We start from the raw sequence: 26868 nt of genomic DNA on the forward strand, positions 1-26868 counted from the left end.
CATGCAAACGGGCGCCGAGCAGCGGTACTCAACTGTGCCAGTCGAATGTTTCACAAAATGGCCGAGACAATCCAAGCTCGTATCCTTGGCAAGATGCCGTAAGGATGCTGCTTGTGGGCAGGGTTGGTTCACGTCCCTCGGAGACGGCTTTCATTATCTGGGACATGTAAAGATTGGGCTCTATCACTGTTTTCTTCAGCAGAACCCGGACTACAACTCCATCGATAGCGACGGTAAATCCTTTGCTGAAACGCCCCAGATAGTGATTGGCGCGATGAGCAGGCGTGGTTTCAGCATCGGCCTTCATGCCGCCTGCAGCATAGATGGCGCCGAGGAGATAGGCGGATGGCTCGTTCTTGCTGTTCACCGAGTGGTACTCGAACTCCTTGCTCCACTTGATCGGAATTCTGAATTGCTGGCAGGTAACGATAAATTGCTTCGCGATCAGCTCCTTGGCCTCATGTTCTCTGCTTGCTCCGGACGCTGATAGTTGCCTGCTCACGGAGTGTAGCGACTCGCAGAACAGCTTATGGGTAGGCAGGTCCTTCCTCAGAAATTCGGGTAATAGCGCTGCCGACTCTTCGTCCAGGCTTCGAAGCGCCTTGCTTAACCGGGACGCCGCATCTCGGAGTCTTTTTAGTTGCTCAAGTGTGCCTTCTTCAATTTCAGGGGGCGGCATCGTACGCCAACGAAAACTTTCTGCCAGCCGCAGAAAAGCATTTACACATTGCTCGCGGCGCTGGACGCCATATCGGGCGCAGGTTGCCTCTGCTCTGGTGCGCAGCTCGGCGACGGCATCGGAGTTGGGAATATCTGGAGCCATGATCTTTGTGGTCATGCCTGTGCTTGCTCTTTCCATTCGTCCAATCTGTCCGCCCATTCCTGCATCATGGCGCGACGCTCATCGAAATAGGTGGCGTGGTTGTAGGTACGACGCACGTTGTTCTGGTCGGCATGGGCAAGCTGCGCCTCGATGGCATCGGGGCGGTAGCCCATCTCGTTAAGACGGGTACTGCCGCTGGTCCGCGTGGCGTGTGGGCTATAAGCGCCACTCCACCCCAAAACCTTGAGCGCCTGGCGAAGCGATGCGGCGGACATAGGGGCGTTGCGATCATCCCGGCCAGGAAACAGGTGCTTGCGGTTGCCGGTAATGGCATGCAGTCCTTTGAGCATCTCCACTGCCTGTCGTGGCAGAGGCACGACGTGCTCCTTGCGCGCTTTCATGCGCTGCGCCGGGATACGCCAAACAGCCTTCTCAAGGTCAAACTCATCCCAGGCCGCCTCGGCCACTTCGGTCGGTCGCGCTAGGGTCCACCACATCAGTTGCATGCAATGACTTACCTGAAAGCTGCAACGGTGGTTTGCGAAGTCGCTCAGCAGTTTGCCGATCTGCTCTTTACTCAGCGCCGGTTTGTGCTGGGTCTTGTTTGCTGGTAGCGCCTTGCGTACCGGCCAAACCGGGTCGCTGTCGGCTCGCAGGGTGGCGACGGCGAACTCGAATACGGCGGACATGGTGCGCCGCGCCTCGGCGGCGACCGTGGGGGCGCCACGCTTTGCTGTTTTCTGCAGGATGTCCAGGATATGGGCTGGCGTTATTTCGCGAACCGGCATATTGCCGATACTGGGGAACACCACGCGTTCCAGCATATCCAGACGCCGGTTCTTGGTGACATCTTCCCAGTCCTTTGTCTGCAGCCACTCCTTGGCGACGATCTCGAAGGTGTTCTTTGCTTCGCTGGCTTTCCGGATGCGGTCGAGCTGCCTTTGCTGGGCGGGATTGATGCCTTGCTTGACCAGTTTGCGTGCGGCCTCGCTGCGTTCCCTGGCTTCAGAGAGCGTAACAGCAGGGTATTCGCCAAGCGCAAACATGCTGGCCTTGCCATTCAGTGTGAAGCGGTATCGCCAAGCCTTGACTCCGTTGGGCTTGACTTCGAGGTAGAGCCCGCGCTGGTCATTCAAGCGGTAGAGCTTTTCCCTGGGCTTGGCGTTGCGGCAGTGCGTGTCGGTAAGCATGTGGCTGACTCCTTGTCATGGCGACAGCGGCACTATACTCACTTATTCGCACATACTCCAAGAGTTGTACTCGCTAGCGTACTCAGGCATGCATTGACTGCTCGGGAAACTTGAAGCAGCGCTATGAAACAATAAAACCGCGCAACTGCGCGGTTTTATTGAGGTTTTCATGCTTTCCTGGTGTTTCATGAAACATCAGGAAAACGGCTTGGCGACTCAGACGTTGAACAAAAAGTTCATCACATCCCCATCCTGCACCACATAATCCTTGCCTTCGGCGCGCATCTTGCCGGCTTCTTTGGCGCCGGCTTCGCCTTTGTAGCGGATGAAATCCTCGAAGGCGATGGTCTGGGCGCGGATGAAGCCGCGTTCGAAGTCGGTGTGGATGACGCCAGCGGCTTTGGGGGCGGTGTCACCCTTGTGGATGGTCCATGCCCGCACTTCCTTCACACCGGCGGTGAAATAGGTCTGCAGGCCAAGGAGGTCGTAACCGGCGCGGATCAGGCGGTTCAGGCCCGGCTCCTCCAGGCCCAGATCGGCCAGGAAGGCCTTTTTGTCCTCTTCTTCCAGATCGGCCAGTTCTTCCTCCAGCTTGGCGCAGACCGCGACCACCGGCGCGCCTTCCTTGGCGGCATGTGCCTTGAGCCGGTCCAGGTGGGGATTGTGCTCGAAACCATCTTCGGTGACGTTGCCCACATACATGGCGGGCTTGATGGTGAGCAGGCACAACGGCTTGATGAGGGCTTTGTCTTCTTCCGACAAACCGGCGGTGCGGGCCGGCTTGCCCTCGTTCAGGTGGGGCAGCAGTTTCTCCAGCACGGCCACCAGTTTCTGGGCGTCCTTGTCGCCGGCCTTGGCTTTCTTGCTGTCCCGGGCGATGGCTTTTTCCACCGAGGCGAGATCGGCCAGGGCCAGTTCGGTGACGATGGTCTCGATGTCGGCGATCGGGTCCACCTTGCCGGAGACATGCACCACGTTGGGGTCATCGAAGCAGCGCACCACGTTCACGATGGCGTCGGTCTCGCGGATGTTGGCCAGGAACTGGTTGCCCAGGCCCTCGCCCTTGGAGGCCCCGGCCACCAGACCGGCGATGTCCACGAACTCGACGATGGCGGGCTGGATTTTTTGGGGTTTGACGATTTCGGCCAGTTGGGCGAGCCGGGGATCGGGCACTTCGACGATGCCCACATTGGGCTCGATGGTACAGAAAGGGTAGTTGGCCGCCTCGATGCCCGCCTTGGTCAGGGCATTGAACAGCGTGGACTTGCCCACGTTGGGCAGACCGACGATTCCGCATTTCAGGCTCATGGCGTGGTTTCAGTCCTTGAGGGTGTCCGGCGCGGCCGATGCAGCCGGTGCCGGGGGGCAATGACGCGCAGTGGCGCGGGTGTTCAGGTGCTGGGTGGCCGCATGCCAGTGGCCGGCGGCAATTTGCGGCCAGGCGGCCAGCGCCCGCTCGATGGCCTCGTCGATGGCGGCTTGCTCTTCGCGCCGGGCCGGCTTGAGTACGTAATGGACCACCTCATTACGGTCGCCGGGGTGGCCGATGCCGATGCGCAGGCGCCAGTAGTCGTTGGTGCCGAGGTGGGCCGAGGTGTCCTTGAGGCCATTGTGACCGCCGAGGCCACCGCCGAACTTCAGCCGCAGTTGGCCGGGCGGGATGTCGAGCTCGTCATGTACGACCAGGATTTCCGCCGGTTGGATGCGGTAAAAACGTGCCAGTGCGCCGATTGCTTGGCCGGAACGGTTCATATAGGTCTGTGGCATCAGCAGCCACAGGCCGGCTTGGCGCGCATTGGCCACCAGTCCATGAAAGCGCGTCTCATGGAAAAAGCGCACGCCCAACAGGCTGGCCAAGCGCTCACAAAACCAAAACCCGGCATTGTGCCGGGTTTCGGAGTACTGGTTGCCCGGGTTGCCGAGGCCGACGATGAGGCGCGGGGCGGCGGTGGTCATCGGATGACGGTCTCCTGGTGCCGGGCGGGTTGGGGCGCTCAGCCTTCGGCGTTGCTGTCTTCGGCTGCTGCTTCGCCCTTGGCTTTGAGGACAGTGACCACCACTGGGTCGCCCTCGCCGTGCGTGACCAGTTCGACGCCTTTGGGCAGTTTGATCTGCGAGGCGTGGATGGACTGATCCGCTTCCAGGGCGCCGAGGTCGACTTCGATGAATTCGGGCAGATCGCCCGGCAGGCAGCGCACATCCAGTTCGTTGAGAACATGCGAGATCATGCCGCCACCGAGCTTGACCGCCGGGCTGTTTTCGCCGTTGATGAAATGCAGCGGCACTTTGAGATGAATCTTATGGGTGGCGTCGACACGCTGGAAGTCGATGTGCAGCACTTGCGGCTTGTAAGCGTGCCACTGGCTGTCACGCAGAACGACGGTCTGCTTGGCGCCGTCCAGGTCGATGGTCAGCACCGAAGCGTGAAAGGCTTCTTTGCTGAGCAGATGGAACATCTCGTTGTGATCCATGGTAATCGGCGTGGCGGGGGCATCGCCGCCATAGATGATGCCGGGGACCTGACCCGCGCGACGCAGGCGGCGGCTCGCACTCGATCCCTGTTCTGCGCGCAGGCTAGCTTTGAACTCGATTTGCATGATGAAGCTCCTGGTTTTTGAAGCGCTCTGCCCGCGACCAGACAGAGCGGGTGATGTCCGTCGACAGCCGTCGGCGGACGGATCCGGCAGGTTTTATTCCATGAATAGCGAAGACACCGATTCTTCATTGCTGATGCGCAGCATGGTGTCGGCCAACAACGAGGCTACTGAGACTTGGCGGATACGCGAGCTGGCGCGGGCATCGTCGCGTAGCGGAATGGTGTCGGTGACCACCAGTTCGTCCAATTCGGACTCATTGATCCGCGACACCGCGGCGCCGGACAGTACCGCATGGGTGCAGTAGGCCAGCACCCGCTTGGCACCGTTTTCCTTGAGCGCGCCGGCGGCTTTGCAAAGCGTGCCGGCGGTGTCGACGATGTCGTCCATGATCACGCAGGTGCGGCCTTCGACTTCGCCGATTATATTCATCACCTCGGAGACATTGGCCTTGGGGCGGCGCTTGTCGATGATTGCCAGGTCGCACTCCATGCGCTTGGCGAAGGCGCGCGCGCGCACCACGCCGCCGACGTCCGGCGAGACCACCAGCAGATCGTCGTGCTTTTGTTTGTCCAGATCGGCCAGCAGCACCGGGGCGGCGTAGACGTTGTCTACCGGGATATCGAAGAACCCCTGGATCTGGTCCGCGTGCAAGTCCATGGTCAGCAGGCGCTGCACGCCCACGGCCTGCAGCATGTTGGCCACCACTTTAGCGGTGATCGGCACCCGCGCCGAACGCGGACGGCGGTCCTGACGGGCGTAGCCAAAATAGGGGATGGCAGCGGTAATGCGGCCGGCAGATGCGCGCTTGAGCGCATCGACCAGTACCAGCAACTCCATCAGGTTCTCATTGGTCGGCGCACAGGTTGGTTGCAGCACGAACACGTCCTTGCCGCGGACGTTTTCCAATAATTCGACGTTGACCTCACCGTCGGAGAAACGGCCAACTGTGGCCGAACCGAGCGAGATGCCCAGGCGACGCACCACGTCGGCGGCCAGTTTGGGGTTGGCGTTGCCGGTAAACACCATCAGGCTGCCGTATGCCATAACCGAATCTCCGATGCCGATAGAATGACTGGTTCTGAAACGACTCGGGCAGGCGCGTTGGCCTGCCCGATCTGTTTGGCTGGGGAGGAAGGATTCGAACCCTCGAATGCCGGAATCAAAATCCGGTGCCTTAACCGACTTGGCGACTCCCCAAGAAACCTTTTCGCCAGATCAACCGACCAGCTCGCCGAGCGGATGCCGCGGGAGGCTGCGTGCCGACCACGCCCGCCATCGCGCCGGACAGGCCTGGACGATGCGTTTTGCATCGACCTCGCCATCGACCTGCGCGAACACGCAGGCGCCGGACCCGGTCATCCTCGCCGGCGCATATTGCGCCAGCCAGTCGATTGCTGCAGCCACTTCCGGGTACCGCTTGCAGGCCACAGGCTGCAGATCGTTCCGGGTGGTGCTCGCTGCGAAGTCCGCAATTCTGATTGGTTCGGTATCCCGCGTCAACTCCCCCGCAGAGAAAATTTCGCTGGTGGGAATGGCGACCCTCGGAAAAAGGATCACGTACCAGGCATCGGGCAGCTCGAGCGGCTGGAAACGTTCGCCCACGCCCTCGGCGAAGGCATCGCGGCCGTAGATGAAAAAGGGCACGTCCGCGCCCAGTTTCAGCCCCAGGGCCTGCAGTTGGGTGCGGTCAAGGCCGGTGCCCCAAAGGTGGTTCAAGGCCATCAGGGCGGTGGCCGCATCGGAGCTGCCACCGCCCAGCCCGCCGCCCATAGGCAGTCGCTTGTTGATGGCGATGTCTGCGCCCAGGGGGCAACCCGTGACCGCTTGCAGCAGACGCGCGGCGCGTACCGTGAGGTCGGCGTCCTCGGGTACGCCGGCCACGTCGGTGAGGCGGCGGATGCGCCCGTCGGAACGGCGGACGAAGCTCAGCCGGTCGCCCCAGTCGAGTAAGCGAAAGGCAGTCTGCAGCAGGTGGTAGCCGTCGGCGCGACGGCCGACCACATGCAGGAACAGGTTGAGCTTGGCAGGCGCCAGGCAGTCGAGCAGGGTGTCGGGCAGGGCGGTCAAGGTATGAACGTCCATTGATCGATGATCAGGCGCAGGCGGGCGTTGCCGCGGGACAGATCGATACGCTGTGGCGGCGCGTGCGCCTCGTCGGAGGCGTAGGCGGGGTATTCGATGCGCCAGCCGGCGTCGATGACCAGCGTCGGACGGCCGGCGGCATCGCGCTGACGCACTTGTGCTTGCGCGTCGGGGGCGGCTTGCACCCAGCCGGACAGGCGTTCGACCGGGGCGTCGATGCCGAGCGCGCGGGGCAGCAGTTCGCTGGCGCTGGCGGCTTGGTAACGTTCGCCGTGTGCGGTGTGTAACACGGCACCGCTGGCGGTGCGCGTCAGGCGGGCGACGACCTGCCCGAGCGGACTGAACACGGTCCACTCGTCTTGCTGGTCATCGTGCCGCCATTCCAGGCGGCCGCTGGCGGCCTGCTCGCCGTCGGAGGCAGACAGTCGGCCTTCCAGGACGAATGCGGCGTGCGCGCTGCGTGCGGCGGCCGACGCCGTCGGCAGGGGCGTCTGCGTGGCACAGCCGGACAGCAGCGCTACCGCGCCCAGTAGAGCGAACAGTGCCGGCCGGCGCATGGCGATGGTGCGCATCGGTGTTGTGCCGCCTCAGCGTTGCAGGCGTTCGATGGTGTCTTGCAGGGCACGATGGTTGGGATGGGCGGCCAGCGCTTCGTCCCAGATGCGCTGCGCTTCGGTTTGGCGGCCCAGGTGCCACAAGACTTCGCCCAGATGGGCGGCGATTTCGGGGTCGGCACGGAGGGCGTAGGCGCGTTCCAGATGCGGCAGCGCGCCGGCCGGGTCGCCGCGTCGGAAGCGCACCCAGCCCATGCTGTCGAGTATGAAGGGGTCATCGGGCAGCAGTTCGAGTGCGCGTTCGATCAGGCTTTGTGCTTCGTCCAGCCGCAGGCCGCGGTCGGCGAGCGAATAGCCCAGGGCGTTGTAGGCGTGGGCATGGTCGGGCACCAGCGCGATCAGTTTGCGCAAGCGTCCTTCCATGACCTCCAGGCGGTCGAGCCGTTCGGCGATCATCGCCGATTCGTACAGCAGATCCGGGTCGTCCGGCGCGGTTTGCAGGCCCTTATCCAGTACATCCAGTGCGGCAGCCAGTTGGTTGGCGTCGCGTAGCAGCTGCGCTTCGGCCAGGCGCAGACGTTTGCGGGTGGGTTCGTCGGCCTCTGCAAGATCGAGCTGTTGACGCGCTTCGTCCAGGCGCCCGTGGCGGGTGAGCAACTGCGCGGCGCGCACTCGCGCCTCGATGACGTGTTCTGCGCCCTCGACCGTCCGATAGCGGGCCAGCGCGCCGTCGATGTCGCCGCGTCGTTCGGCAATCTGCGCAAGGTTGAGCCGGATCGGGTCTGCATCCGGATGGCCTGCGGCAAGCGCTTGTTCGAACAGACGTTCGGCTTCGTCCAGATCGCCGAGCTGGGCCGACAGCAGCGCCACCGCATTGATCAGCTCGCGGTCCTCGGGGGCGCTGGCAAGTAGCGCGCGGAACTGCGCACGCGCTGCGTCGAACTGCTGGGTGGCCACCAACAGCCGGGCGTGCATCAGGCGGCCGTTACGGCTTTCTGGATGGCGCTGCAGATAGTCCTGGATCAGGTGCAAGGCGTTGTCTGCTGCACCGGCTTGCTGCAGAAGCTGGCTTTTGAGCAGGACGGCCGGTTCCCAATCGGGGTCCAGTTCCAGTGCGCCGTCGATGGCGGCCAGCGCCTCATCCGGGTCCTGGGCAATGGCCGCTGCCTGAGCCCGCGCGAAGTGCGCCTCGCGGTAGCTGAGGTAAGGCTCGGTCAGCCGCTCCACCATGCGCAGCGCGGCGGCCTTGTCACCGACCCGCGCGAGGGCGCGGTTCAGGCTCATCAGGTTGTGGGGGAGTTGGTCCGGGGTCTCCGCCAGTAAGCGGGCAAAATGCAGCAGCACGCTGTCTAGCCGGTCGCTGCCGCCGGCGAGCATGCCGGCGAGCAGGCGGCGGGCGTCGTCCGAATCCGGGTCGGCCAATGACCACAGACGGGCAGCTTCGGCGGCAGCCTCGAAGTTGCGTGCATAGAGCGCAATTTCGGCGGCACGGCGGGCAATGCGCGGGTCGGCGGTGCGTCGGGCGAGCTCGAGATAGGCTTGCACCGACAATTCCAGCTCGCCACGGGCGCCGGCGATTTCGGCCAGTAGAAACTGGTAAAGCGTTTGCGCAGTGAGCGCTTGTGCCGGCAGGTGCGCCGCGGGCGGGTCGTCAGCGTCTTCGCTTGACTGGGCGCGTGCGGCCAACGGCAGCGCCAGCCATAGACTCAAGCCGAGGCAGGAGGCGATGCGGCCGAATTGCAAAGGTAATGAGACGGTCATGGTACGGTCCGAAGGGACTGCAAAGCGGGGGCTGGCGTCACGCGGGCGGGGCTGCGGAGTAGGCGGGGCGAAGACGCCCGCATCGCCGCCCGGTTTGATGCATAAACTAAAATCCGGTTCGCCCGATGTTAACGACTCCGAAGGGGAGCGTCGAGTGCCAGCCGGTCATAGACTGGATTGCCGGCGGCGCCCTTCGGTGTGAGGTCCGCATGCCAGAACTGCCCGAAGTCGAAATCACTTGCCGGGGTATCCGTCCGTATGTCGAAGCGCGCGCACTCAGCGCGCTGGTGGTGCGCCAACCGCGGCTGCGTCTGCCCGTGCCGGAGGATTTGGCGCAGTGTCTGACCGGGCAGGTGCTCAGGCGGGTGACGAGGCGGGCCAAGTACCTGTTGCTGGGTTTCGATGCGGGAAAGGTGATCGTTCATCTGGGCATGTCCGGCAGCTTGCGGGTGGTCGATGCCGGTCAGCCGGCGGGTCGGCATGACCATGCGGACCTGGTTTTTGGCGATATCGCGCTGCGCCTGCGCGACCCGCGGCGCTTTGGGTTGCTGGCGTGGCAGCCCGAAACGGATGCGGAGCATCCGCTGCTGGCGGGTCTGGGGCCGGAACCGCTGGAGGACGGTTTTGACGGTGCTTATTGGTTTCGGGTGACGCGCGGCCTGCGTCAGCCCATCAAACATGCGTTGATGGATGCCCGTAAGGTGGTTGGCGTGGGCAACATCTATGCGGCCGAAAGTCTTTTTCGTGCCCGCATCCATCCGCTGGAGCCGGCCGGTGTGCTGGGCCGCGCGCGCTGTCAGCGCTTGGCGCAGGCGGTCAAAGCAACGCTGCGCGATGCGATTGCCGCAGGCGGTAGCACGCTGCGTGATTTTGTCGGCGGAGACGGTCAGCCGGGCTATTTTCAGCAGCAGTATTTCGTCTATGGGCGTGAAGGCGAGCCCTGCCGGGTGTGTGGCAGCGCCATCCGGCGCGTGGTCAGCGCCCAGCGCTCGACCTGGTTTTGCCCACGCTGTCAGCGCTCGAGCGGGCGAGGTTGACACCCTGCGGGCATGGCGTGTGCCGGCATTCGGCGCTATGCTGTCAGGGTGTTGTCAAATTGTTCACGTTCCGCGCTCGCGGAATGCTTGGAGCGATCCCATGACCCTGGTCGATCAGTTTTCCGCTTACGGACGTTGGCGGTCGGATGTGGCCGAAGCCGTCGGCCGTCTGCGTGCCTGGCTGTCGAACAACGATGTCGGCGATGCGCAAGGCGACATGCGTTTGCAATACGCGCTCGATCGTCTGCGGGATGACACGCTGACAGTGGCTTTCGTAGCCGAGTTTTCACGCGGCAAGTCCGAGTTGATCAATGCCGTGTTCTTTGCCGACTACGGCAGCCGCATCCTGCCTTCCAGCGCCGGGCGCACCACCATGTGCCCGACCGAACTCAAATGGCGCGCCGGTGATCGCCCCGAGATCCGCCTGTTGCCGATCGCCACCCGGGCCACGCAGGCCAGTGTGAGCGAGCTCAAGCGTTTCCCGGAGACCTGGGAGGTGGCCGCGTTGCCCGCCGATTCCGCTGCCGGGCTGCAGCAGGCGTTGGCGCGGGTGAGTGAGACCCTGCGGGTCGATCAGGAAACCGCACGCAGCTATGGTTTTCGAGTCGATCCAAGCGGCACGGAAGGTTTGAGGCCGGATGCCGATGGCCTGGTGGAGATTCCCAGTTGGCGTCATGCGGTGATCCAGTTCCCCCACCCGCTGCTCGAACAAGGTTTGGTGGTGCTGGATACACCCGGTTTGAACGCCATTGGCGCCGAACCAGAACTGACCTTGTCGCTGTTGCCCAATGCCCATGCGGTGCTGTTCATTCTTGCGGCCGATACCGGGGTCACGCAAAGCGATCTGGCGGTGTGGCGCGAGTACGTCCAGGCCGGGCGCGGACGGCAGAAGGGCCGGTTGGTGGTGCTCAACAAGATCGACGGGCTGTGGGATGGCCTGCGCGAAGACCGGCAGATCGACGCCGAGATCGACCGCCAGGTGGCTTCGGTGGCCAGCACGCTGGAGGTGGATCGCGCCTGCGTATTCCCTGTCTCGGCTCAGAAAGGCTTGGTCGGACGCATCAATCGCGATGCCGCGCTGCTCGAACGCAGCCGGCTGCCCGAGTTGGAACGTGCGTTGGCCCAAGAGCTGTTGCCGACCAAGCAGGAGATCGTGCGCGACAGTATTTATGGCGAGACCGAGGAGTTGGTGGCGCAGGCCGGCGCGCTGCTGCAGGCGCGGTTGGCCGGCTTGCGCGAGCAGTTGCAGGAGCTCACCGATCTGCGCGGCAAAAATCAAAGCGTCATTGAATACATGATGCGCAAGATTCGGGCCGAAAAAGAAGAGTTCGAGCAGGGTTTGCAGAAATACTATGCGGTGCGTTCGGTGTTTACCAACCTCACCAACAACCTGCTGGCGCATCTGGGCCTGGATGCTTTGCGCAACGAAACCCGCCGTACCCGCGAAGCCATGCTGGAATCGTCCTTCTCCAAAGGCTTGAAAGATGCCATGGAGGGTTTCTTTGCCCGCTTGCGCGACAACTTCAAGCAGTCAAACCAGGAAATCGCCGAAATCACCGCGATGCTGGAGGCGATGTACAAGCGTTTTGCGGTGGAGCACGGGCTCAAGCTTTCGGCGCCGGAAGCGTTTTCCACCTTGCGCTACGAGCGCGAACTCGACCGTCTGGAGCAGGCGTTCAACCGTCAGCTCAACAACACCCTGGTGTTGGTGACCACCGAAAAGCACGCGCTCACCCAAAAGTTTTTCGAGACCGTGGCGATGCAGGCGCGGCGTACTTTCGAGTTGGCCAATCGCGACGTGGAGCAATGGCTGCGGGCGGTGATGTCGCCGCTGGAGACGCAGGTGCGCGAATATCAACTCCAGCTCAAGCGTCGTCTGGAAAGCGTCAAGCGCATCCACCAAGCCACCGACACGCTGGAAGACCGGGTCGAGGAACTCAAACAGGCCGAAGCTCAGTTGTTGCGTCAGCTCGATGAGCTGGCCGAGCTGGCCGATGGCATCCGCTGTGCGCTCGATCTGCCGGGCGATCGGGGCCGTCCGGTCGTCGAGCAAGCGGCCGAACGGGCGGCCTGATCGGGCCGGTGCCCTGCCAAAAGCCCAAGGGGTGGCCAGATCGAGCCACCCCTTGGTTTTTGTGGCGATGAAAGCCGCTTATTTGGCGCCGGTCAGGCGCACAAACTTCTCCATGAGCTCTTCGCGGGTTTCCCGGTGATTGGGGTCGAGCGGGATACAGTCGACCGGGCAGACTTGCTGGCACTGTGGCTCGTCGAAGTGTCCCACGCACTCAGTGCACTTGTTGGGGTCGATTTCATAGATTTCGTCCCCCTGGGAGATCGCGCCGTTGGGGCACTCGGGTTCGCACACGTCACAGTTGATGCACTCGTCGGTGATCATCAAGGCCATTTATCATTACCTCACAATTACTCAGGGTTCAATTTACGACGCAGCCGATCGATCACGACAGGCTGCACGAACTTGCCGACATCGCCCCCCAACCTGGCGATTTCGCGCACCATGGTGGCGGAAATGAACATGTACTCATCGGCCGGGGTCAGAAAAACCGTTTCCACGTCCGGGTAGAGCTTGCGGTTCATCCCCGCCATCTGGAATTCATACTCAAAGTCCGACACCGCGCGCAGGCCGCGCAGGATGAGCCGGGCGTCTTGCGCGCGGAGAAAATTCATCAGCAAGCCGTCGAAACCGATCACCGTGACGTTGGGAAACGGCGCCAGAATCTCGCGGGCCATCTCCACCCGCTCTTCCATGGTGAAAATCGGCGATTTGCCCGCGCTTTGGGCAACGCCGACGATGACCTGATCGAACAGCATCGCGGCCCGGCGCACAATGTCCTCATGTCCGCGGGTCATGGGATCGAAAGTGCCCGGATACACCACCTTGCCGTGTCTCAAACTGGATGTCCTCGCATCAGATGAAAATGCACCTGCCCGGCGCGCCCTTGTTTGACGGTGGGCCACCCGGCCAGCCCTGCAAGCGGTGCTTCGGCTTCGACGTAGAGCCAGCCGTCCGGCTGCAGTACGCGGTCGAGCAAGGGTTCGATCCGTTCGAGCCAGCCTTGATGGTATGGCGGGTCGAGGAACACGACATCGAACCTGCGTGACGTCGACTGTAGAAATTTTACCGCATCGCCGCAAAGCAACTCTACTTGCGCGGCCAGCAGGGTTTTTTGGGTCTGCTGCAGGGCTGCGAAGGCGCGTGGATCGCGCTCGACCAGGGTCACCCCGCGCGCGCCGCGTGAGGCCGCCTCGAAGCCAAGGATGCCGCTGCCGGCAAACAAGTCGAGGCAGTCGAGGCCGTCGAGTTTCTGCCCCAGCCAGTTGAACAGTGTTTCGCGTACCCGGTCCGGCGTGGGGCGCAGTCCGCGGACCGGGGCAACCTCGATGAGCCGGGAGCGCCATTGTCCGCCGACGATACGTACCCGGCTCATTGGGCGCTGCCGATGTCTGCGGTGCGCTCGGTGTCGCCGCTACCGCCGACAATGACCGTGACCAGATGTTCCGGCCGCACCCGGCGGGCGAAGGCATCGCGCACCGCTTCGGCGGTGACCGCGGCGACCTGCTGTGGATAAGTGTCCAGCCAGTCGAGCGGCAGTTGGTAGAAGCCGATCATTGCCACATGGTCGAGGATTTTGCGGTTTGAATCCAGGCGCAAGCCGAAGCCGTTGATCAGGTTGTCGCGCGCGGCCTGCAGTTCTTCCGCAGTGGGGCCGGCAGCGATGAATTCGGCCAGCGTCTGCTCGACCACCGCGAGCGCATCGGCCGCTTGGGCACCACGGGTTTGTAGGCCAATCTGGAACGGGCCGGCCACGCGCTGAGGCGAAAAATAGCTATACACGCTATAGGCGTAGCCGCGCTTTTCACGTACTTCGCGGGTCAGGCGCGATACAAACCCGCCGCCGCCAAGCACATAGTTGCCCACCAGCAAAGGAAAGTAGTCCGGGTCTTGGCGCGCCATGCCGGGCAGGCCGAGGAGAAGATGCGCCTGCGCGGCTGGGTGGTCGATGCGAATGCTGCGGCGCTCGGGCTGGGTGGGGGCAGGCAGTGCTGCGGCCGGTTCGCCTGCGGGCAGATTCTTGGTCAAGCGTTCGGCCAGTACTGCCGCCTCTGCCCGTGAGACATCGCCGACGATCGCCACCGAGGCGCCTCGGGCGACATAATGCTGCCGATGAAAGCGCAGCAGATCCTCGCGAGTGATGGATGAAAGCGAGGCTTCGGTGCTTAGGCGTCCATAGGGATGATCGCCAAAGATTGCCGCGGTGAAACTGCGTTCGGCCAGGCTGGCGGGCTGGGTTAGTGCTTCGCGCAGCGCGGCGATGCTGCGTGCACGTTCGCGTTCGAGCACAGACTGGGGAAAGGTCGGGGCAGCGAGCAGCTCGGCTGCCAATGCGACCGCGGCGTTGCGTTCGGCCGCAGAAGAGAGGGTGCGCACCGTTAAGCTGGCGCGGTCCTGATCGACGCCGCCGCCGATTTGTGCGCCGATGTCAGCGCTGCGCTCGGCGATGGTCTGTTCGTCCAGTTCGGCGGTGCCGGCCTCGAGCAGACTGCGGGTCAGCGCGGCGAGGCCGGCACGGTCGGCCGGATCATAAGCGCTGCCGGCCGCAAAGCTGATCTGAATATCGACCATTGGCAGTGCACGGCTTTCCACGAAATACACCCGCGCGCCGGTGTCGGCCACCCAGTGCTGAATTTTCGGGCCGGCCTGGACCGAGGGCATGGCGAGCAGGGCCATGGCTGCGGCGAAGCTGCGAAGTAGGGAATGGCTCAGGGTCTGCATGGTGCTCATCAGTGTCTCAGTCCGGTCAGGGAGGCGGGGCGGCGCTCGCTCATGGGCAAGGGGTCCAGGCGGGCGGTGGTGAGCGTGCGGTCGCTAAAGAGTTCGCGGGCCACCGCTTGCACTTCGGCAGCGGTGACACTGCGTAAGCCCTCCAGCAGGGCGTCGTCGTCGCGCCAGGACAGGCCGGCGCTTTCCAGAAAACCGATCTCCATCGCCTGTCCCATCAACGAGTCGCGTTTGTAGACGTGGGCTGCCACCGCCTGTGTTTTGACCCGGCGCAACTCCTCCTCGTCGATGCCTTCGCGGGCAATGCGGTCGAGCTCTTCGCGCAAGGCCGCTACAAGTTCGTCGGGGCTGTGGCCGGGGGCGGGCGCGCCATCGAGGTAGAACAGCGCCGGTCCGCGGCCGCTGCCGTCATAGCCGGCGCTGGCCGACACCGCCAGGCGCCGCTCGCGCACCAGGCGGCGCGGCAGCCGAGCGCCGTCATGGCCGGAAAGGACCGCGGCAAGCACTTCCAACGCAAACGCCTGACGGTCGGTTGCCGGATTACGCAAAGCCGGCACCTGCCAGGCAAGCGACACATAAGGCAGTTCCGCCGGCGCTTGTACTGTGGTTTGGCGCGGGCCGCGCTGGGCGGGCTCGCCGGGGATGCGGCGGGCGGGCAGTTCGCGTGCCGCAATCGGGCCGTAGTGGCGGCGCGCCAGTTCAAAGACTTCGCGGTGGTCGACGTCGCCCACGACCACCAGCCAGGCGTTGTTGGGCGCATACCAGTTGCGGTACCAGGTGCGGGCGTCATCCGCGCGCATGGATTCGAGGTCGGTCATCCAGCCGATCACCGGGCGGCGGTAGGGGTGGGCCTGCAACGCAGTCGCCATCAGTTGTTCATGAACCAGCGCACGCGGATTGTCGTCGGTACGCAGTCGCCGTTCTTCCTTGACGACCTCGAGTTCGCGGGCGAACTCCTCATCGGTGATCTGCAGGTTGATCATGCGGTCGGCCTCCAGCGCCATCACCGTGCCCAAGTGTGCCGGTGGCACCTGCTGGAAGTAGGCGGTGTAGTCGCGGCTGGTGAAGGCATTGTCGCGTCCGCCAACTGCGGCCACGCGCTTGTTGAACTCGCCGGGGCCGACTTCGCGGGTACCTTTGAACATCATGTGTTCGAGCACATGGGCCACCCCGGAGACGCCTTGCGGCTCATCCATGGCGCCAACGCGATACCACACCATGTGGACCACCGACGGTGCGCGGCGGTCTTCCTTGACGATGACCTTCAAGCCGTTGTCCAGCGTGGTTTCGAAGGGATTGGCCGCGGCTGGCGCGGCACCCAGGGTGGCGACGGCCAGGGCGGCGAGCACGCCGACGGTGGAAAGAGGCTTGCAAAGCATGGGAATGTCCTGCATCTGATAGAATTTGTCCCGGTCCCGGCGGTCTGGACGCAGCGCCGGAAATGGCCTGGCGCAGCATGATAGCCTCTTCGGAAGACTTGCGCGGCCGGGCCTTGAACGCCCATCTGACCCGAGAGCCCATGTTTGGTTTCCTGAAAAAATCCGGCAAGCCCAACGGCACCGACACGCCGGCTGCCGCGCAGGCGCAAGCTGATGCCGACGCTGCGCCGCGTCCGTCTTGGGCCGAGCGCCTCAAGGCCGGCCTGTCCCGTACCCGCGCGCAGTTCAGCGGTGGGCTGTCCAGCCTGTTCGATCGTCGCAAGATCGATGAAGATCTGCTCGAGGAGCTGGAAACGACGCTACTGATGGCCGACTGCGGTGTGGAGGCCACCACCCACTTGCTCGATGAACTGCGCCGGCGCTGGAAGCGCGACAAGCTTGAAACTGCCGAGGAGCTGCAGCAGGCTCTGGCTGACGCACTGCGGGATATGCTGGCTCCGCTCGAGCAGCCGCTGCAAGTGGAGGGACATCGCCCCTTCATCATCATGATCGCTGGCGTCAATGGCGCCGGAAAGACCACCTCGATCGGCAAGCTGGCCAAGTATTTCCAGGCCCAAGGCAAGAGCGTGCTGTTAGCCGCCGGCGACACCTTCCGTGCCGCGGCGCGCGAGCAGCTGGTCACCTGGGGCGAGCGCAATCATGTCACCGTGATCGCGCAGGACGGCGGCGACGCGGCGGCGGTGATCTTCGATGCCATCAATGCCGCCCGTGCGCGCAAGATCGATGTGGTGCTGGCCGACACCGCTGGCCGCTTGCCCACCCAGTTGCACTTGATGGAGGAAATCGCCAAGGTGCGCCGGGTGATCGCCAAGGCCGACCCGTCTGCGCCGCACGAGGTGCTTTTGGTGCTCGATGCCAACATCGGGCAAAACGCGCTCGCCCAGGTCAAGGCTTTTGACGGCGCGATTGGCGTGACCGGTCTGGTGCTGACCAAACTCGACGGCACCGCCAAGGGCGGGGTGGTGGCGGCCATTGCGCGTCAGTGCCCCAAAGCGCTGCGTTTCATCGGTGTGGGCGAGGGCATCGACGACCTGCAACCTTTTCGCGCCCGCGAGTTCGTCGACGCGCTGTTCGCGCCAGTCCCCGGCGTGCGCCACGACGCCGACGCATGATCGTCTTCGAGCAAGTCTCCAAGCGCTACGCGGGCGGCTACACCGCGCTCGCGGGGGTGAGCTTCGAGATCCGCCACGGAGAACTGATCGTGCTCTCCGGCCATTCGGGTGCGGGCAAAAGCACCCTGCTCAAGCTCATCCCGGTGATCGAGCGGCCCACCGCCGGCAGGGTGCGTATCAATGGGCAGGATGTATCGCACATGCCGGCGCGGGCCATTCCCTATTTGCGGCGTAACCTCGGTCTGGTGTTGCAGGAATCTCGTCTGCTCTATGACCGCAATGTGTTTGACAACGTGATGCTGCCTCTGGTCATCACCGGTCACCCGCCGCGGGACGCCGCCAAGCGGGTGTCGGCGGCGCTGGAGCGTGTGGGACTGGCCGGGCGCGAGCGCGAAATGCCCGCAGGATTGTCGGGCGGCGAACAGCAATGCGTGGCCATTGCGCGCGCCATCGTCAACCGCCCGTCGATCTTGATCGCGGACGAACCCACGGCTCACCTCGATCCGGATTACGCGCACGAGATCGCCGAGTTGTTCCGCTCCTTCAACAGCGCCGGGGTTACCGTGGTGGTGTCGACCCACGATGCGACGCTGTTCGCGGCCAGCCGTCCGCGCCGCTTGGTGTTGCACAAAGGTGTGCTGGTGGAGGGGGCGGCATGATCCATTGGCTCTACCTGCATGGGCGGGCGTTCGTCCAGGCTTGTGCGCGCCTGTTTGCGCAACCGTTGGGTACGCTGCTGTCGGCGTTGGTCATCGGTATAGCCCTGTCGCTGCCGGCCGGGGCGTATCTGCTGCTAGACAATCTGGCGGGGCTGGCCCGTGGGGTGTCCGGGGTGCCCGAGATCAGTGTGTTCATGGCGCCGCAAGCCGGTCCGCCCGCAATCGATGATATCGACCGGCGGCTGAAGGCTGACAGCCGGGTGGCGCGCTATCGCTTTGTGCCGCGCGACCAGGCGCTGGCGCAATTGGCTCAGAGCGGACTGGGCGACGTATTGAGTGGCCTGCAGACCAATCCGCTGCCGGATGCTTTCGTGCTGGTGCCGGCCAGTGAAGATCCCGCCTCGTTCGAGGCGTTGGCCAGCGAGGCGCGCGCATGGCCTGCGGTGGCCCATGTGCAGCTCGATTCGGCATGGGTCAAGCGGCTGCATGCCTTGCTGACCTTGGGCAAGTCGGCGGTGCTGGTGTTGGCGGCACTGCTAGGCGTGGCGTTGGTCATCGTCACCTTCAACACCATTCGGTTGCAGATTCTCACCCAGCGTGCGGAAATTGCCGTAAGCCGCCTGCTGGGCGCAACCGACGCCTTCATCCGGCGGCCGTTTTACTGGTTTGGTGGGCTGCAGGGGTTGCTGGGCGGTGCGGTGGCGTTGGGGGTGGTTTGGGCGGTGGTACTGGCGCTGCGCGCGCCGGTCGCCGAATTGGCACAAACTTACGGCGCGGTGTTTCGTTTGTCCGGTCCGGGCTGGCCCGAAAGCTTGGCGATTTTGGGCTTCGCTGTGCTGTTGGGCTGGCTGGGGAGCGCCATTTCGGTTCGGCGCCACCTGGCCTGGGATTGAAATCCCGCGATTCGTCCCTAGTTGAAACTGACGATGCAGCCGTTGATTATCGATAGGTTGCATCAATGGCGATGATCCCCACAATCAATTAGAGTGATTCATCATCGCTGCGTAGAATTCAAGTCCTAAAGTTTCAACCGCAGTCGCTCACCAACCTAACGGAGGAAAGCAAATGTCTCTGATCAATACCCAGGTCAAACCTTTCAAAGCCCAGGCTTTCAAAAATGGCAAGTTCATCGAGGTGACCGATGCCGACCTGAAGGGCAAGTGGTCCGTGCTGATCTTCATGCCGGCGGCCTTCACCTTCAACTGCCCCACCGAGATCGAAGATGCCGCCGAGCACTATGCCGAATTCCAAAAGGCCGGTGCCGAGGTGTATGTCATCACCACCGACACCCATTTCTCGCACAAAGTGTGGCATGAAACCTCCCCCGCGGTTGGTAAGGCTCAGTTTGCCCTGGTCGGCGATCCGACTCACCAGCTGACCCGCGCCTTCGATGTGCATATCGACGAAGAGGGCTTGGCGCTGCGCGGTACGTTCATCGTCAACCCGGACGGCGTGATCAAGACCATGGAGGTGCACGACAACGCCATCGCGCGGGATGTGTCCGAGACCGTTCGTAAGCTCAAGGCCGCCCAATACGTGGCGTCTCACCCGAATGAAGTCTGCCCGGCCAAGTGGAAGGAAGGCGAAAAGACCCTGGCCCCGTCGATCGACTTGGTCGGCAAGATCTGAGGTTTGGCGCTATTAGCCCGGGCCGCGCGGCCTGGGAGGCAAGTTACGCAGCCGGCCTCGTGCCGGCTGTGTTGTATCGGGCAGCGGCGTTGCTGCGCCCATCTCATAAAGGGAAGTAATCGTCATGCTGGACGCCAATATCAAGACTCAACTGAAAGCCTACTTGGAACGGGTGACGCAGCCGATCGAGATCGTGGCGTCGCTCGACGACAGCCCCAAATCGCATGAAATGCTGGAACTGCTGCATGACGTGGTGGAGCAGTCCAAGTTGATCACCCTGATCGAACGCCGCGACGACGATGAGCGCAAGCCGTCGTTTACCGTCGGCCCGCGCGGTAGCGAGGCGCGTGTGCGTTTTGCCGGTTTGCCGATGGGGCACGAATTTACCTCGCTGATCCTTGCGTTGCTGCAGTCGGCCGGTTATCCGCCAAAGGTCGATCCGGAAGTGATCGAACAGATCAAGCAGCTCGAAGGCGAATTCAACTTCGAGACCTATGTATCGCTGTCTTGCCACAATTGCCCGGACGTGGTGCAGGCGCTGAACCTGATGGCTATTCTCAATCCGAATATCCGTCACACCATGATCGACGGGGCGCTGTTCCAGTCTGAAGTGGAGGCGCGTCAGATCATGGCGGTGCCGACGGTGTATTTGAACGGCCAGGAGTTCGGTCAAGGGCGCATGGAGCTGGCGGAAATTCTTGCCAAGGTCGACAGCGGTGCAGCGGCCCGCGATGCCAAAAAGCTCTCGGAAAAGCCAGCCTTCGATGTGCTGGTGATCGGCGGCGGCCCGGCCGGTGCGGCGGCGGCGATCTACGCGGCGCGCAAAGGCATCCGTACCGGCGTGGTGGCCGAGCGTTTCGGCGGCCAGGTCATGGATACCCTGGGCATCGAAAACTTCATCTCGGTGAAGTACACCGAGGGGCCGAAGCTGGTTGCCAGCCTGGAGGAGCACGTCAAGGAGTATGAGGTCGACGTGATGAATCTGCAGCGGGTGGCGGCCTTGGTGCCAGGGGAAAATCTGCACCAAGTGCAGTTGGAAAACGGCGCGGTACTCCAGGCCAAGGCGGTGATCATTGCCACCGGCGCGCGCTGGCGCGAGATGAATGTGCCGGGCGAGAAAGAATTCCGCGGCAAGGGTGTGGCGTATTGCCCGCACTGCGACGGCCCGTTGTTCAAAGGCAAGCGCGTGGCGGTGATCGGTGGCGGCAACTCGGGCGTGGAGGCGGCTATCGACTTGGCGGGCGTGGTCGCGCATGTCACCTTGCTGGAATTTGCCGACACCCTGCGTGCCGATGCGGTGTTGCAGAAAAAGCTCTACAGTCTGCCCAATGTCACGGTGATCAAAAACGCGCAGACCACCGAAGTCACTGGCACCGACAAAGTCAACGGACTGGTGTATAAAGACCGGCTGTCGGGCCAAATGCAGCGCATCGAGCTGGAAGGCGTTTTTGTGCAGATCGGTCTATTGCCCAACACCGATTTTCTCAAGGGCACGCTGGAGCTGACACGCTTTGGCGAGGTGGTCGTCGACGCCAAAGGGCAGACCAGCGTCTCCGGGGTGTTTGCCGCCGGCGATTGCACCACGGTGCCCTACAAGCAGATCGTCATCGCCATGGGTGAAGGGGCCAAAGCCGCGCTGTCGGCCTTCGATCACCTGATCCGCAGCAGCGCGCCGGTGGCCTGAGTCGGCTTGGCTGCTGGCCGAACGCCCCGCCGCGAGCGGGGCTTTTGTATTTTCTGGATGCATTCCGCGGCGGGGGCGGTCGCGGTCAGTCATGTTTTGGGAGATCTTTCGTGCTTTTCGAATGGTTCGAGCGCCGCGTCGATCCTTATCCCGAGGCCCCGCCCCGTGCCGCACCACGGGGCTTTTTTGCTTTCCTGTGGGCGGCCACTGAGGGTATGCGGCCGTATATTTTGGGCATGATGCTGCTTACTGCAGCCATTGGCGTGTTCGAGGCGTTGCTGTTTGCCATGCTTGGGCGGGTGGTGGATTGGCTCGCCGCGGTGGAGCCGGCACGGCTGTGGGCCGAGGAAGGCGCACGACTATCGATGCTGGCTGGCCTCATCCTGGGCAGTATCGTTCTGGTGGCGCTGCAAACCATGCTCAAGCATCAATCGCTGGCGGGGAACTTTCCGATGCGTCTGCGTTGGAACTATCACCGTTTGCTCCTCGGCCAGAGTATGAGCTTCTTCCAGGATGAGTTCGCCGGGCGGGTGTCGGCCAAGGTCATGCAGACCGCGCTGGCGGTGCGTGACAGTTGCCTGATCATGACCGACATCCTGGTCTTTGTGGTGATCTATTTCGTCACCATGGTGGCCGTGGTGGGCGGCTTCGACCTTTGGCTGATGCTGCCTTTTCTCGGTTGGCTGGTGCTCTACGTGCTGGCATTGCGCTGGTTCGTGCCGCGGCTGGCCAAGGTTTCACGCGCACAGGCCGACGCCCGTGCGTTGATGACCGGGCGGATTACCGATGCGTACACCAACATCGCCACGGTGAAGCTGTTTTCGCATGCAGGGCGCGAAGCTGGCTACGCGCGCGCGGCGATGAAGGAGTTTATGCACACGGTGCACGGGCAGATGCGTCTGGTGAGCGGCATCGAAATCGTCAATCACACGCTGTCCATGTTGTTGATCCTTGCCACCGCGGGTGTGGCCTTGTGGTTGTGGTCGGCAGCCGAAGTGGGCATCGGCGCGGTGGCGGCCGCCACCGCAATGGCCTTGCGGCTCAATGGCATGTCCCACTGGGTGATGTGGGAGACCGCGGCGCTGTTCGAGAACGTCGGCACCGTGCAGGACGGTATCAATACCTTGTCGCGCCCGGCCACCGTTGTGGACCGTCCGGCGGCGCCTGCGCTTTGTGTATCCCGCGGCGAAATCCGCTTCGAGCATGTGAGCTTTGCCTACGGCGCCGAGGGCGAAGGCGCACGCCGGGTCATCGAGGACTTTTCCTTGCTCATCCGCCCGGGCGAGAAAATCGGCCTGGTGGGGCGTTCCGGGGCGGGCAAGTCCACGCTGGTGAACCTGTTGCTGCGCTTTCATGATGTGACCGGCGGGCGCATCTTGATCGACGGTCAGGATATCGCCACGGTCACCCAGGAAAGTCTGCGTGCGGCCATCGGCATGGTGACTCAGGACACTTCCTTGTTACACCGTTCGGTGCGCGACAACATCCTTTACGGCCGGCCGGATGCCACCGAGGCGCAGATGATCGCCGCGGCCCGCCGTGCCGAGGCGCATGATTTCATCCTTGGCCTGACCGATCCTAAAGGTCGGCGTGGTTATGACGCCCATGTGGGCGAACGGGGTGTGAAACTGTCCGGCGGGCAGCGTCAGCGCATTGCCATTGCACGCGTCATGCTCAAAGATGCCCCCATCCTGTTGCTGGATGAAGCCACCAGTGCGCTGGATTCGGAGGTGGAGGCGGCCATCCAGGCCAGCCTATACCGTCTGATGGAAGGTAAAACGGTGGTGGCAATTGCCCATCGGCTGTCGACCATCGCCGCGATGGACCGCCTGATCGTCATGGACGGCGGGCGGATCGTCGAGGAGGGCGATCATCGCAGCCTGCTTGCCCGTGGTGGGCTGTATGCGCGCCTGTGGGCGCACCAAAGCGGCGGTTTTCTGGGCGACGATGTGGTGGAGGACGCCTCTGCGCTGGGCTGAATTGCTGCAATGCACCAAAACTGCGCCCGGAATGCACCAGAAAAGCTCGATATGTCGGTATGGTTTTATTTTAAGTGTATGAAATAAAAGAAAATATTGTTCGGCATGCTTTTCGCTTGGGGCGGGCTGTCCACTAGGAGAAACAACATGGCTGACTCTTATGAACTGCCTCGCCTCATGGCGCGTTTGAAGTTGCAGGTACGCCGCCAGTTGAATCAGTCGGTGGACCTGGCGCGCTTGAGTCGTGACCCGGACTATATGCGTCAGCGTCTGGCCGAATTGGAAGATCAGGCCGCAGACGAAGAATTACTGGTGCTGATCCTGCGCCTGAGGGAGCTGCTCAGCCCGCCCGAACCGGCGGTGTTGCCGGCGGCGCAAGCCACACAAGCAAGCGGACCCGACTCGGCGGCATCGCGGCCTGCATTCAGGGATTACCGCTTTGGCGCCAGAGCTTGGTGAGGTAAAAGCAGTCGCATCCGGTCAGTGTCAGGGGCGAGCCGACCCATCGCTGCCACGCGCAGGACAGGGCCGCTCAATGCAGCACGCCGGGCATGGCTTGCTTCTTCGTCTATCGATTTGACCGGCCCGGTCGCGGCGCGCTATCACGGGCGCTCGTCCTCGCCGGTCTGCTCGGCTGCCTTTGGCGGCCTGGTGAAGGGTAAAATACCACCCTTTTTCCGGAAGACCGCACATGTCCGCTTTCGCTCTCACCGCCTTATCCCCGCTCGACGGCCGCTACCACGCCAAGGTGTCCGCGCTGCGCGACCATTTTTCCGAGCATGGTCTGATCCGCAACCGGGTGCGGGTCGAAGTCGAATGGCTCAAGGCGCTGGCGGCCGAGCCGGCACTCGCTGAAATCACTCCGTTCTCGCCGGCCACCGTGGCCGAACTGGATGCGGTGGTGGCGGATTTTGCGCCTGCCGACAGTGAGGCGGTAAAGGCCATCGAAGCTACGACCAACCATGACGTCAAGGCCATGGAATATTGGCTGAAAAAGCGCCTGGGACACAACCCCGAAGTGATGAAGGTGTCCGAATTCATCCATTTCGCCTGCACCTCCGAGGACATCAACAACACTTCGCATGCGCTGATGCTCAAGGAAGGGCGCGATGCGGTGCTGTTGCCCGCGCTGGATGCAGTGATCGAGCGCGTCCGTGGGCTCGCTCACGAATTGGCTGCGCTGCCCATGCTCTCGCGTACCCACGGGCAACCGGCCAGCCCGACCACGCTGGGCAAGGAGCTGGCCAACATCGCTGCCCGCCTGATGCGCGCGCGCGCGCAGATTGCCGCGGTCTCACTGACTGCCAAATTCAACGGCGCGGTCGGCAATTACAATGCCCATCTGTCGGCTTGGCCGGAATTCGACTGGGAAGGCTTCAACCGCCGGTTCATCGAGTCGCTGGGCCTGGCGTTCAACCCCTACACCATTCAGATCGAACCGCATGACACGATGGCCGAATTGTTCGACGCCATCGCGCGCGCCAACACCATGCTCATCGACGCCTGCCGCGACATTTGGATGTATATCTCGTTGGGCTACTTCAAGCAGAAGCTCAAAGAGGGTGAGGTTGGTTCCTCCACCATGCCGCACAAGGTCAACCCGATCGACTTTGAAAACGCCGAGGGCAATCTGGGCGTGGCCAATGCGGTGCTGCGGCATTTTTCCGACAAATTGCCGATCTCCCGCATGCAGCGCGATTTGACCGACTCCACCGTGCTGCGCAATATGGGCGTGGCTTTCGGTCATACCGTGTTGGCGCTGGATAGCTGCTTGCGCGGCTTGAACAAGCTGGAAGCCGATCCGGAGCGTCTGGCGGCGGATTTGGCCGAGTGCTGGGAAGTGCTCGCCGAGCCGGTGCAAACCGTGATGCGCCGTTATGGGCTGGAAAACCCTTACGAACAGCTCAAAGCTATGACCCGCGGCAAAGGCATTACCCGCGAGGCGCTGCATGCGTTCATCCGCACGCTGGCCATTCCGGCCGAGGCGCGCGAGCGTCTGCTGGCGATGACGCCGGCGAGCTATACCGGCAAAGCCGAGGAATTGGCGCGCCGTATTTGACGATTCCAATTGTTGCTGCGGCGACGGACAGGCCACGCAGGCCGCGACCCGCGCCGCGGCGTAAGGCGGGCGGTGTCGGGCTGGGCTGGTCCGGCGCGGCCTTTTTGTCAATCAAGAGAAGCAAGCATGACTTTTGCAGAAAATCTGAAGCAACTGCCTGGGGTGTCCCATCTGGCAGCTATTGAGTTGATCGACGCCGAAGGTGCGGTGGTCGGCCGCATCGAAAACAAACCCGGCCAAGCGGGTTCCCTGGCGGTTTATAACCACCTGGCCCAGTTGTATGGCGCCATCGGGCCGGATGCCGCGGCGCGCGGCTTGGAGATCTATGCCGAGCATACCGCCGATGCGCATGCCAATCCGGGCAAACACCCGAACATCGATCGTTTGATCGCGCTGATCGAGCGCGACGAAACCCTCAAGGTCAAACAGATTTTTGCAGTTTGAGCCGTTTTTTTCGGGTTGTGCCAAAAAGGAAGGGCGCCGCAGGGCGCCCTTGTCGTCTGCGCAATGTGGTTCTCAGACCACTGCTTCTTCCTTGTCCTTCTTCGGCTTGACGAACTGCTCGCGCGACACCCCCAGCCACATCACCAGCGGGCTGGCGACGAAAATCGACGAATAGATGCCGAACATGATGCCGACGGTCAGCGCCAAAGCAAAGTAGTACAGGGTTTCGCCGCCGAAGATCAGCATCGCCAGCACCATCATCATGGTCGAGCCATGGGTGATCACGGTGCGCGAGATCATTGCGGTGATGGCATGATCGAGCACCTGCGGGGTGCTCATGTTGCGCTTTTTCTTGAAGGTTTCGCGCACCCGGTCGAACACCACCACCGACTCGTTGACCGAATACCCCAGCACTGCCAGCACTGCCGCCAGCACCGGGAGTGAGAATTCCCACTGAAAAGCGGCGAAGAAACCGATGATGATGATCACGTCGTGCAGGTTGGCGACGATGGCCGATACCGAAAAGCGCCATTCGAAGCGCATTGCCAAGTAAGCCATGATGCCGAAGATCACCAATAGCAGCGCCATCGCACCGTCGCTGGCCAGCTCCTTGCCGACTTGCGGGCCGACGAACTCCACCCGCCGCAACTCGGGCGCGGGGCCGGAGACCGCGCCGAGCGTGGCCATGACCCGCTCCGAGATGCGTGAGGTGTCCAGATCCTCACGGTTGGGCATGCGGATCAGGATCTCGCGCGCGCTGCCAAAATTCTGCACCTGCGCATCCGGGTAGCCGTCCTTGCTCAACGCCTGGCGGATGTCCTCCAGGCGCGGCGGCTCGGGGTAGCCGACTTCGATCAGCGTGCCGCCGGTGAATTCCACCGACAGATTCAGTCCGCGTACCGCGATGAAAAACACCGCGAGGACAAAGACCAGCGTCGAGATGATGTTGAACTTCAGCGCATGGCGCATGAAGGGGATGTCATTTCGTTGGCGGAAAAATTCCATGGTTGTGTGCCGTCCC

General features: G+C 62.9%; 26 protein-coding genes and 1 tRNA gene. 11 read left to right on the forward strand and 16 right to left on the reverse strand.

The features are described from left to right. Positions 1 to 28 precede the first annotated feature (28 nt). The 10 genes from DIE29_RS03235 to DIE29_RS03280 form a co-directional block, all read right to left on the reverse strand. Positions 29 to 838: a hypothetical protein gene (locus DIE29_RS03235; protein WP_114649207.1), complete on the reverse strand. Its 810-nt coding sequence runs from the start codon at positions 836 to 838 to the stop codon at positions 29 to 31. Next, entirely contained in the window at positions 835 to 2013 is a 1179-nt protein-coding gene (locus tag DIE29_RS03240; protein ID WP_114649208.1) for a tyrosine-type recombinase/integrase, read from the reverse strand. The genes DIE29_RS03235 and DIE29_RS03240 overlap by 4 nt, the downstream gene beginning before the upstream one ends. 216 nt (positions 2014 to 2229) lie before the next feature. Next, on the reverse strand, positions 2230 to 3321 hold the full coding sequence (ychF, locus tag DIE29_RS03245; RefSeq protein WP_102040939.1) for a redox-regulated ATPase YchF: 1092 nt from the start codon (positions 3319 to 3321) through the stop codon (positions 2230 to 2232). Between the two features lie 9 nt (positions 3322 to 3330). Next, positions 3331 to 3969, reverse strand: a complete 639-nt coding sequence (pth, locus tag DIE29_RS03250; RefSeq protein WP_114649209.1) for an aminoacyl-tRNA hydrolase — start codon at positions 3967 to 3969, stop codon at positions 3331 to 3333. Positions 3970 to 4007: 38 nt separating this feature from the next. Next, positions 4008 to 4610, reverse strand: a complete 603-nt coding sequence (locus tag DIE29_RS03255) for a 50S ribosomal protein L25/general stress protein Ctc (RefSeq protein ID WP_114649210.1) — start codon at positions 4608 to 4610, stop codon at positions 4008 to 4010. A gap of 93 nt (positions 4611 to 4703) precedes the next feature. Next, a complete protein-coding gene (locus DIE29_RS03260; protein ID WP_102040942.1) occupies positions 4704 to 5654 on the reverse strand; it encodes a ribose-phosphate pyrophosphokinase in 951 nt (316 codons plus the stop codon). 76 nt (positions 5655 to 5730) lie between these two features. Then, a tRNA-Gln gene (locus DIE29_RS03265) sits at positions 5731 to 5807 on the reverse strand. Positions 5808 to 5825: 18 nt separating this feature from the next. Next, positions 5826 to 6692: a 4-(cytidine 5'-diphospho)-2-C-methyl-D-erythritol kinase gene (ispE, locus tag DIE29_RS03270; protein WP_114649211.1), complete on the reverse strand. Its 867-nt coding sequence runs from the start codon at positions 6690 to 6692 to the stop codon at positions 5826 to 5828. Next, positions 6674 to 7264 carry a lipoprotein insertase outer membrane protein LolB gene (gene lolB, locus DIE29_RS03275; protein WP_114649212.1) on the reverse strand — a complete coding sequence of 197 codons (591 nt, stop codon included), beginning with the start codon at positions 7262 to 7264 and terminating at the stop codon, positions 6674 to 6676. Before lolB ends, ispE begins: the two co-directional genes overlap by 19 nt. Before the next feature lie 15 nt (positions 7265 to 7279). Then, the gene (locus DIE29_RS03280; protein WP_114649213.1) at positions 7280 to 9007 is read right to left on the reverse strand and encodes a tetratricopeptide repeat protein; all 1728 of its coding nucleotides are present in this window, start codon (positions 9005 to 9007) and stop codon (positions 7280 to 7282) included. A 209-nt stretch (positions 9008 to 9216) separates the two neighbouring features. Here DIE29_RS03280 and mutM point away from each other — a divergent pair, with 209 nt between their 5' ends. Beyond that, positions 9217 to 10044 (forward strand): bifunctional DNA-formamidopyrimidine glycosylase/DNA-(apurinic or apyrimidinic site) lyase, encoded by an 828-nt coding sequence (gene mutM, locus DIE29_RS03285; protein ID WP_114649214.1) that lies wholly within the window; start codon positions 9217 to 9219, stop codon positions 10042 to 10044. Between the two features lie 100 nt (positions 10045 to 10144). Further along, positions 10145 to 12118: a dynamin family protein gene (locus DIE29_RS03290; protein ID WP_114649215.1), complete on the forward strand. Its 1974-nt coding sequence runs from the start codon at positions 10145 to 10147 to the stop codon at positions 12116 to 12118. Positions 12119 to 12196: 78 nt separating this feature from the next. On the opposite strand, the gene DIE29_RS03295 is transcribed toward DIE29_RS03290, so the two are convergent. From DIE29_RS03295 to DIE29_RS03315, 5 genes are read right to left on the reverse strand one after another with little or no spacing between them, the layout of a single operon-like run. Then, on the reverse strand, positions 12197 to 12448 hold the full coding sequence (locus DIE29_RS03295) for a YfhL family 4Fe-4S dicluster ferredoxin (RefSeq protein WP_114649216.1): 252 nt from the start codon (positions 12446 to 12448) through the stop codon (positions 12197 to 12199). Between the two features lie 17 nt (positions 12449 to 12465). Then, complete coding sequence (gene coaD, locus DIE29_RS03300) at positions 12466 to 12912, reverse strand: pantetheine-phosphate adenylyltransferase (RefSeq protein ID WP_418333298.1); 447 nt, start codon at positions 12910 to 12912, stop codon at positions 12466 to 12468. Between the two features lie 38 nt (positions 12913 to 12950). Further along, a complete protein-coding gene (gene rsmD / locus DIE29_RS03305) occupies positions 12951 to 13490 on the reverse strand; it encodes a 16S rRNA (guanine(966)-N(2))-methyltransferase RsmD (RefSeq protein WP_114649218.1) in 540 nt (179 codons plus the stop codon). Then, a complete protein-coding gene (locus DIE29_RS03310) occupies positions 13487 to 14836 on the reverse strand; it encodes a M16 family metallopeptidase (RefSeq protein WP_418333299.1) in 1350 nt (449 codons plus the stop codon). The genes rsmD and DIE29_RS03310 overlap by 4 nt, the downstream gene beginning before the upstream one ends. A gap of 8 nt (positions 14837 to 14844) precedes the next feature. Beyond that, complete coding sequence (locus tag DIE29_RS03315) at positions 14845 to 16221, reverse strand: M16 family metallopeptidase (protein WP_114649220.1); 1377 nt, start codon at positions 16219 to 16221, stop codon at positions 14845 to 14847. Between the two features lie 77 nt (positions 16222 to 16298). Here DIE29_RS03315 and ftsY point away from each other — a divergent pair, with 77 nt between their 5' ends. The 9 genes from ftsY (at position 16299) to DIE29_RS03360 (ending at position 25847) form a co-directional block, all read left to right on the forward strand. Then, the gene (gene ftsY / locus DIE29_RS03320) at positions 16299 to 17393 is read left to right on the forward strand and encodes a signal recognition particle-docking protein FtsY (RefSeq protein WP_418333209.1); all 1095 of its coding nucleotides are present in this window, start codon (positions 16299 to 16301) and stop codon (positions 17391 to 17393) included. Further along, positions 17390 to 18052, forward strand: a complete 663-nt coding sequence (locus DIE29_RS03325; protein ID WP_114649221.1) for a cell division ATP-binding protein FtsE — start codon at positions 17390 to 17392, stop codon at positions 18050 to 18052. The genes ftsY and DIE29_RS03325 overlap by 4 nt, the downstream gene beginning before the upstream one ends. After that, positions 18049 to 18945, forward strand: a complete 897-nt coding sequence (gene ftsX, locus DIE29_RS03330) for a permease-like cell division protein FtsX (protein WP_114649222.1) — start codon at positions 18049 to 18051, stop codon at positions 18943 to 18945. The genes DIE29_RS03325 and ftsX overlap by 4 nt, the downstream gene beginning before the upstream one ends. Before the next feature lie 172 nt (positions 18946 to 19117). Continuing rightward, positions 19118 to 19681 carry an alkyl hydroperoxide reductase subunit C gene (gene ahpC / locus DIE29_RS03335; protein WP_114649223.1) on the forward strand — a complete coding sequence of 188 codons (564 nt, stop codon included), beginning with the start codon at positions 19118 to 19120 and terminating at the stop codon, positions 19679 to 19681. 124 nt (positions 19682 to 19805) lie between these two features. Further along, positions 19806 to 21365 (forward strand): alkyl hydroperoxide reductase subunit F, encoded by a 1560-nt coding sequence (gene ahpF / locus DIE29_RS03340; protein ID WP_114649224.1) that lies wholly within the window; start codon positions 19806 to 19808, stop codon positions 21363 to 21365. 110 nt (positions 21366 to 21475) lie between these two features. Continuing rightward, positions 21476 to 23344, forward strand: coding sequence for an ABC transporter ATP-binding protein (locus tag DIE29_RS03345; RefSeq protein WP_114649225.1), 1869 nt, complete (start codon positions 21476 to 21478; stop codon positions 23342 to 23344). A 147-nt stretch (positions 23345 to 23491) separates the two neighbouring features. Further along, positions 23492 to 23803, forward strand: coding sequence for a hypothetical protein (locus tag DIE29_RS03350; RefSeq protein ID WP_114649226.1), 312 nt, complete (start codon positions 23492 to 23494; stop codon positions 23801 to 23803). Positions 23804 to 24035: 232 nt separating this feature from the next. Continuing rightward, positions 24036 to 25403 carry an adenylosuccinate lyase gene (gene purB / locus DIE29_RS03355; protein ID WP_114649227.1) on the forward strand — a complete coding sequence of 456 codons (1368 nt, stop codon included), beginning with the start codon at positions 24036 to 24038 and terminating at the stop codon, positions 25401 to 25403. Between the two features lie 126 nt (positions 25404 to 25529). Then, positions 25530 to 25847 (forward strand): DUF2322 family protein, encoded by a 318-nt coding sequence (locus DIE29_RS03360; RefSeq protein ID WP_102040958.1) that lies wholly within the window; start codon positions 25530 to 25532, stop codon positions 25845 to 25847. 72 nt (positions 25848 to 25919) lie between these two features. Here the strand turns inward: DIE29_RS03360 and secF are convergent, their stop codons facing one another. Continuing rightward, on the reverse strand, positions 25920 to 26852 hold the full coding sequence (gene secF / locus DIE29_RS03365; RefSeq protein WP_108079618.1) for a protein translocase subunit SecF: 933 nt from the start codon (positions 26850 to 26852) through the stop codon (positions 25920 to 25922). Between the last annotated feature and the right edge of the window lie 16 nt (positions 26853 to 26868).

Origin of the sequence: Pseudothauera hydrothermalis (assembly GCF_003345255.1) — a bacterium.
GTDB lineage: Bacteria > Pseudomonadota > Gammaproteobacteria > Burkholderiales > Rhodocyclaceae > Pseudothauera > Pseudothauera hydrothermalis.

Excerpts from the sequence above, each read along its gene's own strand:
- DIE29_RS03360 (WP_102040958.1), top strand. The coding sequence starts at position 25,530 with ATGACTTTTGCAGAAAATCTGAAGCAACTGCCTGGGGTGTCCCATCTG.
- DIE29_RS03280 (WP_114649213.1), bottom strand. The coding sequence starts at position 9,007 with ATGACCGTCTCATTACCTTTGCAATTCGGCCGCATCGCCTCCTGCCTC.
- rsmD (WP_114649218.1), bottom strand. The coding sequence starts at position 13,490 with ATGAGCCGGGTACGTATCGTCGGCGGACAATGGCGCTCCCGGCTCATC.
- ahpF (WP_114649224.1), top strand. The coding sequence starts at position 19,806 with ATGCTGGACGCCAATATCAAGACTCAACTGAAAGCCTACTTGGAACGG.
- mutM (WP_114649214.1), top strand. The coding sequence starts at position 9,217 with ATGCCAGAACTGCCCGAAGTCGAAATCACTTGCCGGGGTATCCGTCCG.
- ispE (WP_114649211.1), bottom strand. The coding sequence starts at position 6,692 with ATGGACGTTCATACCTTGACCGCCCTGCCCGACACCCTGCTCGACTGC.
- ftsX (WP_114649222.1), top strand. The coding sequence starts at position 18,049 with ATGATCCATTGGCTCTACCTGCATGGGCGGGCGTTCGTCCAGGCTTGT.
- DIE29_RS03260 (WP_102040942.1), bottom strand. The coding sequence starts at position 5,654 with ATGGCATACGGCAGCCTGATGGTGTTTACCGGCAACGCCAACCCCAAA.
- DIE29_RS03255 (WP_114649210.1), bottom strand. The coding sequence starts at position 4,610 with ATGCAAATCGAGTTCAAAGCTAGCCTGCGCGCAGAACAGGGATCGAGT.
- coaD (WP_418333298.1), bottom strand. The coding sequence starts at position 12,912 with ATGACCCGCGGACATGAGGACATTGTGCGCCGGGCCGCGATGCTGTTC.
- DIE29_RS03325 (WP_114649221.1), top strand. The coding sequence starts at position 17,390 with ATGATCGTCTTCGAGCAAGTCTCCAAGCGCTACGCGGGCGGCTACACC.
- purB (WP_114649227.1), top strand. The coding sequence starts at position 24,036 with ATGTCCGCTTTCGCTCTCACCGCCTTATCCCCGCTCGACGGCCGCTAC.
- ychF (WP_102040939.1), bottom strand. The coding sequence starts at position 3,321 with ATGAGCCTGAAATGCGGAATCGTCGGTCTGCCCAACGTGGGCAAGTCC.
- ftsY (WP_418333209.1), top strand. The coding sequence starts at position 16,299 with ATGATAGCCTCTTCGGAAGACTTGCGCGGCCGGGCCTTGAACGCCCAT.
- ahpC (WP_114649223.1), top strand. The coding sequence starts at position 19,118 with ATGTCTCTGATCAATACCCAGGTCAAACCTTTCAAAGCCCAGGCTTTC.
- DIE29_RS03310 (WP_418333299.1), bottom strand. The coding sequence starts at position 14,836 with ATGCAGACCCTGAGCCATTCCCTACTTCGCAGCTTCGCCGCAGCCATG.
- lolB (WP_114649212.1), bottom strand. The coding sequence starts at position 7,264 with ATGCGCACCATCGCCATGCGCCGGCCGGCACTGTTCGCTCTACTGGGC.
- DIE29_RS03350 (WP_114649226.1), top strand. The coding sequence starts at position 23,492 with ATGGCTGACTCTTATGAACTGCCTCGCCTCATGGCGCGTTTGAAGTTG.
- DIE29_RS03315 (WP_114649220.1), bottom strand. The coding sequence starts at position 16,221 with ATGCTTTGCAAGCCTCTTTCCACCGTCGGCGTGCTCGCCGCCCTGGCC.
- DIE29_RS03295 (WP_114649216.1), bottom strand. The coding sequence starts at position 12,448 with ATGGCCTTGATGATCACCGACGAGTGCATCAACTGTGACGTGTGCGAA.
- DIE29_RS03235 (WP_114649207.1), bottom strand. The coding sequence starts at position 838 with ATGACCACAAAGATCATGGCTCCAGATATTCCCAACTCCGATGCCGTC.
- secF (WP_108079618.1), bottom strand. The coding sequence starts at position 26,852 with ATGGAATTTTTCCGCCAACGAAATGACATCCCCTTCATGCGCCATGCG.
- DIE29_RS03240 (WP_114649208.1), bottom strand. The coding sequence starts at position 2,013 with ATGCTTACCGACACGCACTGCCGCAACGCCAAGCCCAGGGAAAAGCTC.
- pth (WP_114649209.1), bottom strand. The coding sequence starts at position 3,969 with ATGACCACCGCCGCCCCGCGCCTCATCGTCGGCCTCGGCAACCCGGGC.
- DIE29_RS03290 (WP_114649215.1), top strand. The coding sequence starts at position 10,145 with ATGACCCTGGTCGATCAGTTTTCCGCTTACGGACGTTGGCGGTCGGAT.